Source organism: Pseudomonadota bacterium, assembly GCA_016719885.1.
Lineage (GTDB): Bacteria > Pseudomonadota > Gammaproteobacteria.
Window position 1 is genome coordinate 58,558 of the sequence record JADJYF010000001.1, and the last position, 13,333, is coordinate 71,890.

The following is a 13,333-nucleotide window of genomic DNA, read 5'->3' on the forward strand; positions in this document are numbered from 1 at the left end:
CTCAGGCCGCGGCGTCCAGTTCCTGGAACGCGATCAAAAGACCGAGCACTTTGCCGTCGGCGTCGTGATAGCGCATCTTGTGCGAACGCACCCGTGCGCGGCGCCCGTCGGCAAGCGGCAGGCCATGAACGTGGTTCAACATCGGCACGCCGGTGCGTAGCACCTCTTCGTCGGTGATGCGGTAGTCGATTTCCTCGCCCAGCACCAGCTCGCTGACACTGCGCCCGACCAGTTCGGCCTGCGATACGCGGAAGAACTCGGCGGCCAGGCGGTTGGCGCGCAGTATGTGGTTGTCGCAATCCTTGAACACCACGCAGATCGGCAGTTCGTCGAAGAGGGTGCGCAATTCATGCTCGTGATGACGCGCCTGGCTGAGCGCCTCTTCGAGCGCCTGCTGGGCGGCGATGTCGGCGCTGATGTCCTCGGCAATCACGATCACGCCCACCGCCTGCCCGCCGGCGTCGAAGTACGGCACCTTGTGATAGCGCAGCCACACCGGTGCGCCGCCGGCGATAGCCACCTGGCACTTGAGATCGAAACGCGGCCGCCGGCTGCGCATCACGTTGAGGTCTTCCTGCCAGAAGCGCCCCTCGGGATCGGGGAACACCTCGTCGGACGAGGTGCCAATCAATTCCTCGGCGCGGCGCCCGATACGCTCGGCCACCGCGCGGTTGACGCGCAGCAGGTTGTTCTCCGCATCCTTGACGATGATCATGCTCGGCACGTGGTCGAGCACGATGGCCATCTCTTCCTTCTGGCGACGCAAGGCATCTTCGACGAGCTTCTGTTCGGTCATGTCGTGGCTCATGACCATCACGCCGGCGGGCACGCCGCGCTCGTCGTAGAACGGCACCACTTCCGAGTGCCAGAACGAGTTGTCGGAAAGATGCGAGTACTGCACGTTCCATTTGCGCAGACTGCGCCCGCTCAGCATCACTTCGCGACTCTCGGCGATGAGTTCCTCGGCGGCGTCGCCGAGCAGGTCGCGTAGATTGCGCCCGACGATCTGTTCGGGCGGCAAACCCATGCGCGTTGCGCAGGTGCGATTGACGCGCAGGAAGTTGCCGTCGCCGTCGCGCGTCACGATCGCGGCCGGCGAGTGGTCGAGGATCAGCTGCAGCTCGGTGCGTTGGCGGAGCAGTTCGTCCTCGGCCTGCTTCTCGGCGGTGATGTCGTGCGACAACACGATGATGCCGTTCACTTCGCCGGCCTCGTCGAACAGCGGGAATTTACCGGTGCGCACCCAGCGTTCGCCGTGGCCCGGTACGACGTGCTGTTCCAGCAGCCCGAGCAGCGGCTGGCGGGTGCGTATGACCGTCAGGTCGTCTTCGTAAAAGCGCTTGCCGCGCTCGCCGTATATGTCTTCGAGGTTCCGGCCTTCGAACTGCTCGAGCGTGAGGCCGATGGACTCGGCGGCGAAGCGGCTGGCGCGCAGCACGCGGTTATGGGTGTCCTTGTAGACGATGCGCGCCGGAACGCGGTCGAGGATGAGATGCTGTTCGGCGTTGCGCTTCTCGAGTTCGGTCACCAGCGCTTCGGCCTGCTGTACGCGCCTTTGCAGTTCGGACTCGAAATGGCGGGCATGGGTGATGTCCTCGCCGACCACCATGATGCGGGTCAGCGCGCCGGTGGCGTCGAAACAGGGCAGGTGGTGCAGCCGCAGCCAGCGTTGTTCGCCGCGTCGCGTGGTCACCGATTCGATGACATTGGTGAGCGGCTGGTGTGAGCGCATGACGTCCAGATCGTGCAGGTACAGCGCCGCGGCTTCGCGTGGCAGCGACATGCTGGCGTGCCGCCCTTCGATTTCCGACTGCGTGGTGCCGAGCACATCGGCGGCGTAGCGATTGCAGCGCAGGATGCGGTTGTCGGTGTCCTTGTACAGGATCAGGACCGGGATGTTGTCGAGGATGAGATTCTGCTCGTACTCGCGCTGACGCAGAACGCGCACCAGCGCATCGCCGTCCTCGATCTGTTCGCGCAGACGATGCTCGAGCATCTTGGTGTCGCTGATCTCGACGCCCAGCACCAGGCACAGGGTGGCGCCGTCGCCGGCGCGCTTGAACGGCACCTTGTCCATGCGGTGCCAGCGGTTCACCCCCTGCACGTTCAATTCCTCGACCAGCCCCAGCATGGGCTCGCCGCTGGCGATCACCGCGCGGTCCTGGCGGTGCCAGGCCTGCGCGACCTCCTCGGGAAACAGCGCGTAGGTGTTGTGGCCTTCCATGCTCGTCTCCGAGCCGCGGAAATAGGCGTTGGCGCGCCGGTTACAGCGCAACACGTTGTTGTCGGCATCCTTGACGACGATGAAGGCCGGGATCTGGTCGAAGATCTGGCGCTGCAGCGCGAGTTCGTGGCTGGCTTGATGCTCGGCCTCGACGCGGTCGGTGATGTCCGTCGCGCACAGGGTCAGCCGCGCGTGCTCGCCATTGCCGACCATGACCCGCAGCCAGTGGTAGTCGCCGTCGACATGGCGCAGACGCAAGTCGACATGGGCGCCGCTATGACAGGCTTCGCGTACCCGCGCCAACCAGTGCTCGCGGTCCTGGGGATGCAAGGCCTCGCGCCAGTCTTGATCGGTCAGGCTGCTCGGGTCGCGACCCATGAAATGGCACAAGGCCAGGTTGAAATCGTCGCCGCGTCCGTCGGGCGTAACCTGCCAGGCCGGCATCGGCAGTGCGTCGAGCGGCTTGGGCGTGCGGCGCAAGCGCGACGCGGGATTGCTCATCCCGCCGACACCTCGCAGCGGTTACGGCCATTGTTCTTGGCCGCATACAGGCAGGCGTCGGCGCGATCGAAGGCGTGTGCCGGCGCTTCCTTGGGCGCGAACTCGGCGATGCCACACGAGATCGTCACCGCCACCGGTTGGTCCTTGAACTTGAAGCGGCAGGCCTCGATGTGACGGCGCAGGTTGTCGGCCAGCTTGAGCGCGCCGCCGCGATGGGTGTCGGGCAGGATGAGCACGAACTCCTCGCCACCGTAGCGACCGAAGAAGTCCTGGGCGCGGATCTGGCTCGACAGCTCGCGCGCCAGGTATTTCAGCACGCGGTCGCCGGCCTGGTGGCCGAAAGTGTCGTTGATGCTCTTGAAGCGATCGATGTCCAGCACCACCAGCGACAGGTGCTGGCCGCTGCGCTCCCAGCGCGCGTACTCCATGTTCATGCGCTCGTTGTAGGCGAGACGATTGGGCAGGCCGGTAAGCGTGTCGTGCAAGGCCTGGTCCTGTGCTTCGACCAGTTGCTTGCGCAAGCGGTCGGTCTCGCGGCCCAGCTCTTCGAGCTGCTTGGCGAGCGTGCCATGTTGTTCGTCGACGCGCTCGGAACGCGCGCCCTCGGATTTCATGAAGGCATTGAGGTTGCCGTCGATGATGCCAATCTGGCGCTGGATGTCGTCTTTCAGCTGTTTCAGATCGTCCGTCGTATTGACCCGACCGCGCATGGTGTCGAGGCTCTGCTGCACCGACTTGTTCAGATCGTCGCGCGCGCTGCTCGCCACCTTGCGTTCGCTCTTCTCGAGGTCGACGAAGCCCGAGACCTCGCCGAGGCGGGCCTTGATGACCATCAGGAAGGTATTGAGGCCGGAGACTTCGGTATGCAGGCCTGCCACGTAATCGACCACGAAGTCGGCGAGCTCCTTGGCAATGGCTTTGACGGCCGCCGAGTCGACGGCCTTCTGCAACTGCGGCGTGATGGCGCCGAGCCGCGCCTGTGCCGCGCTCGGCAAGGACAAATGGTCGATCAGGGCCTGCAGCACGTCGCGCGCCGCGAGCGTGCGGTCCTCGCCGGCTTCGCCGAGGATCACCGACAGTTGTTCGGCGATGGCGCCGATCAGGGGCAGGTCGGCATCGGCGCTGGCGCCGAGACGGCGGCTGAGATCGTCGATGACCGGGCGCAGGCGATTCGGCACCTTGAGCAGTCCGACCAGTTCGCGCAGCGGCGCCGCGCTGTCCAGCGGCAAGGGTGCCGACACAGCGACCAGGCTCGGCTTGGCGCTCGGCGCCGGCGCCGCGCCGACGGCCGGCGGTTCCATGCGCGCGAGTGTCGACACCAGGCTGCGCAAGCGTGACTGCTGGATGTCGTCGGCGAGCTTGTCGGTCTTCTGCAGTTCGGCCAGGTCCTTGTCGAAGGCCGCGCCGCTGCCGCGGAAGTGCTGCAGCACCGTGAGCAGATCGCGGCTTACACGCGTGACTTTCTCGGCGCGCAGACGCTCTTGATCATCAAGCTCGTTGAGCGCTTTGAAGTACTTGTCTTTCCAGTCGTCGGACCGGTTTTTTTCGACTGTGGCCATATGACGGGGCATATCGGCCACGATTGATGACAGCTTTAAGCGCGCGCCGTGTCGGCTTGACAGTGACTGGGGCGCTCCCTAGTCTCCAAGCACCGCGCGGCGCCGTCGCGACGGGCACGAGGACCGTTGGCAGGCCGACATGCGTATCGCCACCTATCGCACGCTGCAACGCATCGAAATCGGTGTGTTGTCCCAGGACGGCTCGTCCATCACACCGTTCGATCTGCCGCCGGCGCGGGCCGAGAAAGGCCTGCTCGCGGTACTCGAGGCCGACCAGGCATTGCTGCCCTTGCGCTCGGTCGACCATCCCCATCGCATCGGCTCGGTTGAACTGCTGGCGCCAATCCCGCGCCCACGTCGCAACATCATCTGCATCGGCAAGAACTACCACGAGCACGTCCGCGAGATCGCCGAGCGCGGTTTCGACACCACCGGCGGGGGCGCCGCGCCGCCCGAAGCGCCCATCGTGTTCTCCAAGTTTCCCGACTGCGTGATAGGCCCCGGCGCTTCCATCGTGCACGACAAGCGCGTCACCCAGCAGCTCGATTACGAGGCCGAACTGGCCGTCATCATCGGCCGCAAGGGCCGCGCCATCAGCGTCGGCGACGCGATGGATCACGTGTGGGGTTACACCATCATCAACGACGTCACCGCGCGTGACGTGCAGAAGGCGCACAAGCAATGGCTGCTCGGAAAATCCCAGGACAGTTTCTGCCCGATGGGACCGATAGCCGTCACGCGTGACCTGCTCGATCTGGCCGACACGCCGATTCGGCTGTGGGTCAACGACGAACTGCGCCAGGACGGCAATACCCGCCTCATGATGTTCTCGGTGCCGGAGCTGATTGCGACCATCTCGGCCGGCATCACCCTCTATCCGGGGGACGTGATCGCCACCGGCACGCCGGCCGGCGTTGGCGCGGGCTTCGACCCGCCGCGCTTTCTCAAGGCCGGCGACACCGTGCGTATCGAGATCCCGCCCATCGGCGTGCTGGAAAACACGGTCGAAAACCGCCGCAAATGAATAGACGTTGCTGCGCGCCGAGAGGCGCGCTCAGGCGGCGGCGTCGCGCGCCGTCAGGTCGGTAAAGCAGAATCCATCGCGCTCGAGCCGCTCGCCGACCGTGATCGGCAGGTTCCGCGTGAACATCGGCCCGGCATGGCAGAAGGTGTGGAACTCGCCGTTTTCGCCGCAGGCATCGACCGCGGCGGGCAGCTCTTCGAGCAGGCGTGCATCGAATTCGCGGCCGCAGAAATGCGCCGGCAGTTGCGCCGGGTCGACGCAGGTCAACACCGCGCGCAGGCCGCCGGCCAGCATTTCGCGCGCCTGCGCCGGCGTGTCTTCGCGGCGACCCCACAGTGGAAACAGCGGCGCGATGCCGGTCCCTTTGAGCTGCGTTTCGCGGTAGGCACGGATGTCCTCGAGGAACAGGTCGCCGAACGCCATGTGGGTGATGCCGGCCGCGCGTGCTTTCGCGATCACGCCCGCCATGATGGCGGCATACTGCTCGTTGCTGCAGGGATACGGCAGGTCTACCGGCCATAGCGGCAGCTCGCTGGCCGCCGCCTGCGCTTCGACCAGCGCGTGGCGGACGGCATGCATGGCCACGCGGTCGGCGGACTGGTTGAACGTGGTCAGCAGGCCGACGACCTCGAGGCCCGGCTGCTGACGTAGAAGATGGAGGGCCCAGGCGCTGTCCTTGCCGGAGCTCCAGGACAGGAGCACTCGTTGGGTCATCAAAGGTGTCTCCGAATTGTTGTGGCTGCAGCAGGTGCGTATTCATTCGCGCATGGGTACGAGCGACGGCCTCCCACGGCTGGCCGAATGTCAGACTGAAGTCTGACCCACAATAATGCTCTCCTTCCTGTGGGTCAGACTTCAGTCTGACATTGGAGGTCGTGGGTACGATACGCCGGATACCCTTGCGTGTCGGCGTTACACTTCGACAACGACCACCGCGAGTAACAGCCATGAGCGACACCGCGCTCGAACGCATCGAGCTGAAGATTGCCTATCTCGAAAGCGCCAACCAGGAGCTGAGCGACATCGTCTATCGTCAGCAGCGCGAAATCGACGCCTTGCGCACGCAGCTGTCGGCCTGGCAGCGGCAACTGGAAGCGTGGCGCTCCGAGCAGCAGGACAGCGGCAATCCGCTGGATGAGCGGCCGCCGCATTATTGAGTGCCACTCGGGGCAGGTGAGGGTGACGGGCGCCTCAGGTCGTCAGGCGTCGATAGATGTCCGCCACCTTGTAGGGCAACTTCTGCACTTCATCGATGACCGCGTAATTGGCCGGGCCATACATGTGCGGCAGGTATTCCTGGGCCTCGTTGTCGATGGTGATGCAGAACGAATGGATGCCGCCCTGGCGCGTCTCCAGCAGCGCGTGACGGGTGTCCTCGATGCCGTACTTGCCCTTGTAGCCGCCGTAATCCTCGGGCCGGCCGTCGGACAAGGTGATCAAGAGCTTGGTGCGTGCGCGCGTCTCGTGCAGCAGGTGGCCCAGATGGCGGATGGCGACGCCCATGCGCGTGTAGGCCTTGGGCCGGATGCCGCTGATGCGCTGGCGCACCTCGAGATTGTAGGACTCGTCGAATTCCTTGATCTTGTATACCTCGCAGCGCTTGTTGGTGCGCCCCGAGAATCCATAAATAGCATAGCGGTCGCCGAGCAGTTCCAGCGCTTCGCACAACAGCACCAGTGACTCGCGTTCGGCGTCGTTCACCCAGCCCAATGTCGAGCCGCTCATGTCGACCATGAACATCACGGCGATGTTGCGTTCCTGGTTGCGGTAGCGGGTGTAGAGGTACTCGCTCATCTCGCGGCCATTGACGACGTCGGCATAGGCTTCGATGACGGCGTCCAGATCGATGTCGTCGCCGTCGGACTGGCGGCGCTGCAGCTTCGATTCGCCGAGCACCGCCTCGAAGGTCTTCTTGATCGACTTCATGAGGCCGCGGTGTTTTTCCAGCGTCTCCTCGACGAAGCGCTCGTCGCCGGGCGGCACGGTCAGCTCGCGCAGGGTGCAGAAGCCCTCGCGGAAACGATTGCGCACGCAGTCCCACTCGCGGTAGCTGAAGGTGCCTTCGGCGGACAGGTCGGCATTGCCGTCGACGTCGTTGTCGCCATTCTGCGGCAGCAGGTCGTCGCTGTATTCGCCGAGATCCATGCGCTCCATGTGCTGGTCGGGGATCTCGCCGAAATCCTGCAATATCGAACCGACCAGGTCCTTGAGATGCTCGGGCAACTGCTGCAGCTTGCCGTCGATGCTGACCTGCATGCTGAGGTTGGCCTCCGAGCCGTCCTCGTTGTCGGTCGGCTGCATTTCGACCAGCTGTTTCTGCGCGGCGTCGGCGCCGGTGCCTTCCGGGCCGTCGCCTTCATTGCGCATGTCTTCCATGGCGCGCTGGAAGGCCGACTTCTCGCGCTCGATGCGCGCGAACATCGCCTGGCGCACCTTGCCGGCGAACATCTCGCCCTGGTAGAGCTTGAGCGGCGGCAGCGGCGTGCCGAGCAGGGTCGGGATCAGGGCCAGGGAATCCTCGGCCGTGGCGCCGGCGCCGGCCAGCAGCGGCGCCGCTTCGCGCCACTGCGCCCACAGTTGTTCTTCATCTTCGTCGTGACAGCCGAACACCGCCATCTCGCGCGCCACGCCCGGCAGCTCGCGGGCCAGGCACGCGTCCAGCCGGATGCATTCCAGGCGATTGAAAATCGGCAACACCTTGTCGGTGTCGAAATGGCGCATGAGCTTTTCCAGCACCTGGTAGCGCCAGGTGCCGTACCAGGTCTGCGCCCACAGGTGCACGGCCGTCAGCTTGTACAGCGTGAAGTTCTGCTCGGCGTCGGGAAAGACGTTGAAGCTGGCCGGCAGATACAGGCCTTCGGTATCGGTGTAGGTGTCGTCGTCGGTGGCGATGCGCAGTTCACGCCCGCCGAGACCGCGCACGAAATGGCGCAGGAACACGCTCGCCTGGTCGAAAGCGCATTGCGCGTGGCGGCCGGCATAAGCCTCGGCGAAGGAGTCGATGTCCTCGAGGAAATCGACGGCGAAGCCGAGGCCCCGGTGATCGAACACTTCGATGGCGCCGTCCAGCCATTCCTGCACGCCGTCGCCGCCCATGGCGTAGAACGCCGCCGGCGCCTTGGCGATGAACTGCGCGGCGAGCTCGTTGTTGGAGCGCGCCACCAGTTCGGCGCTGCGGTAGATCTGATCCTGCTCGTCGCGCTCCAGCGCGGCGATGGCGGCGATCAATTCCTCGAGATTGGGATGACGGGCAAGCGCGCCTGCGGTGAATTTCTCCAGGTCCTTCTGGATACGCAGGCGGTTGAGGATGTTCTGGCGCGATTCGTCACTCATGGGCTGCCGTTCAGAAGATCGAACGGCTGAGTTCGTGTATCGCCTTCAGCATGTCGTCGTCGTCGGTCAGGGCCTGGGCGATGGCCGCGTCGGTGGCCACCACCGGCGCCACGTCGCTGGCCATGAGCTTGCCGGCGTTGACCAACAGGCGCGTGCTGGCGCCTTCGTCGAGGCCGCTGCCCTTGAGATTGCGGGTCATGTGGCCGAACTTGACCAACTGGCGGGCAATCGCAGCATCGATGCCCGATTCCTTTTCGATGATGGTCTGTTCGAGTTCGGCATTCGGATAATTGAACTCGAGCGCCACGAAGCGCTGACGGGTGCTCTGCTTCAAGTCCTTCAACACGCTCTGGTAGCCGGGGTTGTAGGAGATCGCGAGGCAGAACTCCGGCGGCGCGGCCAGCACCTCGCCGAGCTTTTCTATCGGCAGCAGGCGACGGTCGTCGCACAGCGGATGGATGACGACCGAGGTGTCCTTGCGCGCTTCCACCACTTCGTCGAGGTAGCAGATACTGCCGTGACGCACCGCGCCGGTCAGCGGGCCGTCGACCCATACCGTCTCACCGCCCTTCACCAGGTAACGACCGATGAGATCCGAGGCGGTCAGATCGTCATGGCAGGCCACCGTCACCATCGGTCGCTTCAGATACCAGGCCATGTACTCGATGAAGCGGGTCTTGCCGCAGCCGGTCGGGCCTTTGAGCAGCACCGGCAGCTGGTTGTGGTAGGCGGCGGCGAACACCGCTATCTCGTTGCCGATGGGCTGGTAATAGGGTTCACGCGTCACGAGATTGTGCGCGGTACGGATGGCGGTGGTGGACATGATGGATTGCGCTGCAACTGAATTCGCCGACACTATAACCAACTGATCCCGCGCCCACTAGAAGGCCGCCGCGCGGCGCACGAGCGCGCGTCGCAGCCAAGTACCTTGGAGATCCCGCTCATGCTCGAAAAATTCAATCCCGCGACCATCGTCACGCCGTTCAACAACGCCTACCACCATGCGGTGGTGATACCGCCGAACGCGCGCATCCTGTACATCGCCGGGCAGGTCGGCATGCGCCAGGACGGCAGCCTGCCCGACACCCTGGAAGGCCAGGCCGAGCAGGCCTGGATGAATGTCATGGCGTGCGTGCAGGGCGCCGGCATGAGCGCGCAAAACATCGTCAAAATAACCGCTTACCTGGTCGACGCGGACGACTACGGGGCCTTCGCCGCGGCCCGTGCCAAGCACCTCGGCGAGGCGCGACCGGCGTCCACGGCTATCCTCATCAAGGGCCTCTTGAAGCCCGAGTGGCGCTACGAAATCGAGGCCATCGCCGCCGCGCCGGCATGATCTCGAGCGGGCGTCCCAGGCCGCCGCGCCACGCGCGGGGCGGCCGGTGGACGCCTCGCCGCCACGCGTAGTAACCTCAGACGCGTCCGCAACCGCGCCCAACGCCAATGGCGCCGCGGTCATCGTGCTCTTTATCACGTGGGGAGAAATCTTATGGAAGTCGGTGCATTTTATCTGCCGTCGGTCGGGCGTGTTTCGGATATCAAACAGGGTATGGCCGGCAAGCGCACCGACCTGTACCAGATGATGCTCAAGGAAATCACCGAGCACGTGCAGTACATGGACCAGCACGGCTACTACGGTACCGGTTTCACCGAGCACCATTTCCATATCGAAGGCGAGGAGGTGTCGACCAACCCGGTCATCCTCGACCTGTACTTCGGCATGCAGACCCGCAACATGAAGTTCGGCCAGCTCGGCAACGTGCTGCCTTCGCAAAATCCCGTCAACCTGGCGGAGAACATCGCGATGGTGTCGCAGATGTTGGGCGGCCGCGTGTTCGCCGGCTTCGCACGCGGTTACCAGCCACGCTGGGTGAACGTGCTCGGTCAGCAGGTCGGCCTCGCCGAGCCGGCCGGCGGCGAAGACTACGAAGAGCTCAAGCGTTCGCTGTTCGAAGAGAATTTCGACCTCATCATGAAGGCTTGGCAGAACGACACCTTCAGTTTCCAGGGCAAGCACTGGCAGGTGCCGACCAAGGACATCAAGTGGGCCGCCGCCGAAGTCGCGTGGAACTACGGCCGTGGCTGCAACAAGGACGGTTACATCGAAGAGATCGGCATCGCGCCACCGACCTACAACAAGCAGATTCCCGACTTGTTCATGCCGTTCGCGACCTCCGAGCGCTCGATTCGTTGGGGCATGGAGCGCGGCATCGTGCCGGTCACCATCATGACCCACCACGACGTCGTCAAAGAGCACTTCCGCGCCGGCATGGAAGCGGCCAACGCGGTCGGCAAGAACTACAAGTTCGGCCAGGGCATGGCCATGAGCCGCGAAGTGATCGTGGCCGACACCGACGCCGAGGCCGAGGCCATCGCGCGCGAAGCCGGCAGCTTCATCTGGAACAACTTCTTCGTGCCCTTCGGCTTCAATGCCGCCATCGCCGGGCCCGGTGAAGGGCCGTTCGATCTGCCGGCCAACTTCGAGTCGTTGTCCGATCGCGGCCTCGTGATCTGGGGCAGCCCGGACACCGTCAACCGCAAGCTCGAAGTGCTGCTGAAGGCGCTGCCGGTCGATTACTTCTGGATGTTCATCTACAACCACATGCCGCACAAGCAGTGCATGCGCAGCCTCGAGCTCTTGACCGAGAAGGTGTGGCCGAACTTCACCGACAAGATCAAGCCGTCCAACCTCTCGCGCGTGGCGGCCAACGCCGGCTGAGACGACCGCATTTCCCTTGCCACCCGGCGCGGGCGTTTCGCCCTCGCCGGGTTTTTTGTGTCCGCGTTTCGAGAATCCGCGCAAAGTACGAGCACAGCAGCCCATGCAATACGCCATCTACGCGCCAACCTTCAACGACTACGGTGAACCCGCGCGCCTGGTCGAACTCGCGCAGGTCGCCGAGCGCGCCGGCTACGACGGCTTCTTCATCTGGGACCACCTGGCCCTCGAGCCGCACGGCCGCATCGACATCGTCGACGCCACGGTGATGCTGGGCGCGCTGGCGCAGGCCACCTCGCGACTTCGCCTCGGCGCCATGATCACGCCGCTGGCGCGACGGCGGCCGTGGAAGGTGGCCAAGGAAATGGCGACGCTGGACCGCCTGAGCGGCGGGCGCATGGTCTTCGGCGCCGGTCTCGGTGAGCCGGCCGGCGTCGAGTTCGAGGCTTTCGGAGAGGACGGCAGCGCGCGCACGCGCGCCGCGCGGCTCGATGAAGGACTCACGCTATTCGACGCCCTGGTGCGCGGTGAACGCGTCACGCACGATGGTCGCCACTACCAGCTGCACGACGCGCAGCTGGCGCCGCGCGCCACCCAGCAACCACGCATGCCAGTGTGGGTGGCGGCGTCCCTGCCGGCGCGCGCCGGCGTGCGTCGCGCGGCGCGCTGGGACGGCATCTTCCCGGTGCGGGTGCCGCGGAGCGTGCTCGACGGCGCGCCGGTGACGGCGCTGGACTGGCGCGAATGGTGGCTGCGCCCCGACGAGCTTGGCGAGCTCAAGGCCGAGGTGCTCGCGCTGCGCGCTGCGAACACACCCTTCGAGGTCGTCGCCAGCGGCCGCGTCAGCAACCTCGGGCACGCCGCGGCCTGCGCCGCGGTCGCGGCCTACGCGGCCGCCGGCGCCAGCTGGTGGTGCGAGTGGGTGGACGAAGCGCCCGGCAGTTTCGCGGCCACGCTGGCCGCAATCGAGCGCGGCCCGCCACGATGAACGCCGTGACGGCGGTGGCGGTGCCAGTGTTCGGCACGGTCGCGCTCGGCTTCGCCATGGCGCGCGCCAACGTCTTCACGCGCGACACCGGCGCCGGCCTCACGCGCTTCATGTTCCATCTCGCCATCCCCGCCATGCTGTTTCGCGGCCTGGCCGGCGCCGAACTGCCGGAGCATGTGCCGTGGGCCTATCTCGCCGCGTTCTACCTGCCATCGTTCGCGGTGTTCTGGTTGGCCCTGCGCGGCGCGCAATGGTGGCTGGGCTGGTCCCGCCGCGAAGCCGGCATGGCCGGCATGAGTGCCTGTTACGCCAATATCGTGCTGCTCGGCTTTCCGCTCATGCATGCGGCTTTCGGCGAGCGCGGCCATCTGCCGATGTTCATCCTGATGGCGACCCAGAGCACCTTGCTGTTTCCGCTCGCCACCTATGCGCTGGAGATCTACGGCCACGCGCGGGTCGGACAGCCGCTGGTCTACCTGCGTGCCGCCGCTCGCCTGGCGCTCAACCCGGTGATCCTGGCCCTGGCGGCGGGCTTCGTCGTCAATCGCGCCGAACTCGGCGTGCCGTCGGTGGCGGCGCGCATGCTGGAACTGGTCGGTACGGCGGGGCCGGGCTGCGCGCTGGTCGCGCTCGGCATCAGTCTCGCGCAGTATCGCTTCGGCGGCGGCTGGCGCGATGCGTTGTGGCTGGTGGTGCTGAAGAACCTGCTGTGTCCGCTGCTGGTGTGGGGGCTGGGCAGCGCGCTCTCCCTACCGCCGCTGTGGCTGGCCACCGCGGTGCTGATGGCGGCCATGCCGGCTGGCATCAACACCTTCATTTTTGCCAGCCAGTACGATATCCGCCAGGACACGGTGGCCAAGACCATCGTCGTTTCCACCCTCGCCTCGACCGTGATCTCGACCATCCTCCTGGCGTGGTTCATGGACGGCTGACGCGTTGGCGTGCGGGCAGGCGCGGTGTATAAGGATTGGCCATCGACCACTTG

General features: G+C 65.4%; 11 protein-coding genes. 6 read left to right on the forward strand and 5 right to left on the reverse strand.

The window, feature by feature from the left end; all coding sequences use genetic code 11:
* Position 1 precedes the first annotated feature (1 nt).
* A complete protein-coding gene (locus tag IPM80_00295; protein ID MBK8956883.1) occupies positions 2–2,725 on the reverse strand; it encodes a PAS domain-containing protein in 2,724 nt (907 codons plus the stop codon).
* Positions 2,722–4,284: a diguanylate cyclase gene (locus IPM80_00300; protein ID MBK8956884.1), complete on the reverse strand. Its 1,563-nt coding sequence runs from the start codon at positions 4,282–4,284 to the stop codon at positions 2,722–2,724. Before IPM80_00300 ends, IPM80_00295 begins: the two co-directional genes overlap by 4 nt.
* 139 nt (positions 4,285–4,423) lie before the next feature.
* Between IPM80_00300 and IPM80_00305 the strand changes: the two genes are divergently transcribed.
* Positions 4,424–5,308, forward strand: a complete 885-nt coding sequence (locus IPM80_00305) for a fumarylacetoacetate hydrolase family protein (protein MBK8956885.1) — start codon at positions 4,424–4,426, stop codon at positions 5,306–5,308.
* Between the two features lie 30 nt (positions 5,309–5,338).
* On the opposite strand, the gene IPM80_00310 is transcribed toward IPM80_00305, so the two are convergent.
* Positions 5,339–6,022, reverse strand: coding sequence for an adenine nucleotide alpha hydrolase (locus IPM80_00310; protein MBK8956886.1), 684 nt, complete (start codon positions 6,020–6,022; stop codon positions 5,339–5,341).
* 233 nt (positions 6,023–6,255) lie between these two features.
* Here IPM80_00310 and IPM80_00315 point away from each other — a divergent pair, with 233 nt between their 5' ends.
* Complete coding sequence (locus IPM80_00315) at positions 6,256–6,465, forward strand: SlyX family protein (protein ID MBK8956887.1); 210 nt, start codon at positions 6,256–6,258, stop codon at positions 6,463–6,465.
* Between the two features lie 34 nt (positions 6,466–6,499).
* Here the strand turns inward: IPM80_00315 and IPM80_00320 are convergent, their stop codons facing one another.
* Positions 6,500–8,641 carry a nitric oxide reductase activation protein gene (locus tag IPM80_00320; GenBank protein MBK8956888.1) on the reverse strand — a complete coding sequence of 714 codons (2,142 nt, stop codon included), beginning with the start codon at positions 8,639–8,641 and terminating at the stop codon, positions 6,500–6,502.
* A gap of 10 nt (positions 8,642–8,651) precedes the next feature.
* Positions 8,652–9,464 carry a CbbQ/NirQ/NorQ/GpvN family protein gene (locus IPM80_00325; GenBank protein MBK8956889.1) on the reverse strand — a complete coding sequence of 271 codons (813 nt, stop codon included), beginning with the start codon at positions 9,462–9,464 and terminating at the stop codon, positions 8,652–8,654.
* 120 nt (positions 9,465–9,584) lie between these two features.
* Here IPM80_00325 and IPM80_00330 point away from each other — a divergent pair, with 120 nt between their 5' ends.
* The 4 genes from IPM80_00330 (at position 9,585) to IPM80_00345 (ending at position 13,280) form a co-directional block, all read left to right on the forward strand.
* A complete protein-coding gene (locus IPM80_00330) occupies positions 9,585–9,977 on the forward strand; it encodes a RidA family protein (protein ID MBK8956890.1) in 393 nt (130 codons plus the stop codon).
* A 153-nt stretch (positions 9,978–10,130) separates the two neighbouring features.
* Positions 10,131–11,360, forward strand: coding sequence for an LLM class flavin-dependent oxidoreductase (locus IPM80_00335; protein ID MBK8956891.1), 1,230 nt, complete (start codon positions 10,131–10,133; stop codon positions 11,358–11,360).
* A 103-nt stretch (positions 11,361–11,463) separates the two neighbouring features.
* Positions 11,464–12,348 (forward strand): LLM class flavin-dependent oxidoreductase, encoded by an 885-nt coding sequence (locus IPM80_00340; GenBank protein MBK8956892.1) that lies wholly within the window; start codon positions 11,464–11,466, stop codon positions 12,346–12,348.
* Complete coding sequence (locus IPM80_00345) at positions 12,345–13,280, forward strand: AEC family transporter (GenBank protein MBK8956893.1); 936 nt, start codon at positions 12,345–12,347, stop codon at positions 13,278–13,280. The genes IPM80_00340 and IPM80_00345 overlap by 4 nt, the downstream gene beginning before the upstream one ends.
* Positions 13,281–13,333: the final 53 nt, after the last annotated feature.

Excerpts from the sequence above, each read along its gene's own strand:
- IPM80_00310 (MBK8956886.1), bottom strand. The coding sequence starts at position 6,022 with ATGACCCAACGAGTGCTCCTGTCCTGGAGCTCCGGCAAGGACAGCGCC.
- IPM80_00320 (MBK8956888.1), bottom strand. The coding sequence starts at position 8,641 with ATGAGTGACGAATCGCGCCAGAACATCCTCAACCGCCTGCGTATCCAG.
- IPM80_00335 (MBK8956891.1), top strand. The coding sequence starts at position 10,131 with ATGGAAGTCGGTGCATTTTATCTGCCGTCGGTCGGGCGTGTTTCGGAT.
- IPM80_00295 (MBK8956883.1), bottom strand. The coding sequence starts at position 2,725 with ATGAGCAATCCCGCGTCGCGCTTGCGCCGCACGCCCAAGCCGCTCGAC.
- IPM80_00315 (MBK8956887.1), top strand. The coding sequence starts at position 6,256 with ATGAGCGACACCGCGCTCGAACGCATCGAGCTGAAGATTGCCTATCTC.
- IPM80_00345 (MBK8956893.1), top strand. The coding sequence starts at position 12,345 with ATGAACGCCGTGACGGCGGTGGCGGTGCCAGTGTTCGGCACGGTCGCG.
- IPM80_00340 (MBK8956892.1), top strand. The coding sequence starts at position 11,464 with ATGCAATACGCCATCTACGCGCCAACCTTCAACGACTACGGTGAACCC.
- IPM80_00305 (MBK8956885.1), top strand. The coding sequence starts at position 4,424 with ATGCGTATCGCCACCTATCGCACGCTGCAACGCATCGAAATCGGTGTG.
- IPM80_00300 (MBK8956884.1), bottom strand. The coding sequence starts at position 4,284 with ATGGCCACAGTCGAAAAAAACCGGTCCGACGACTGGAAAGACAAGTAC.
- IPM80_00325 (MBK8956889.1), bottom strand. The coding sequence starts at position 9,464 with ATGTCCACCACCGCCATCCGTACCGCGCACAATCTCGTGACGCGTGAA.
- IPM80_00330 (MBK8956890.1), top strand. The coding sequence starts at position 9,585 with ATGCTCGAAAAATTCAATCCCGCGACCATCGTCACGCCGTTCAACAAC.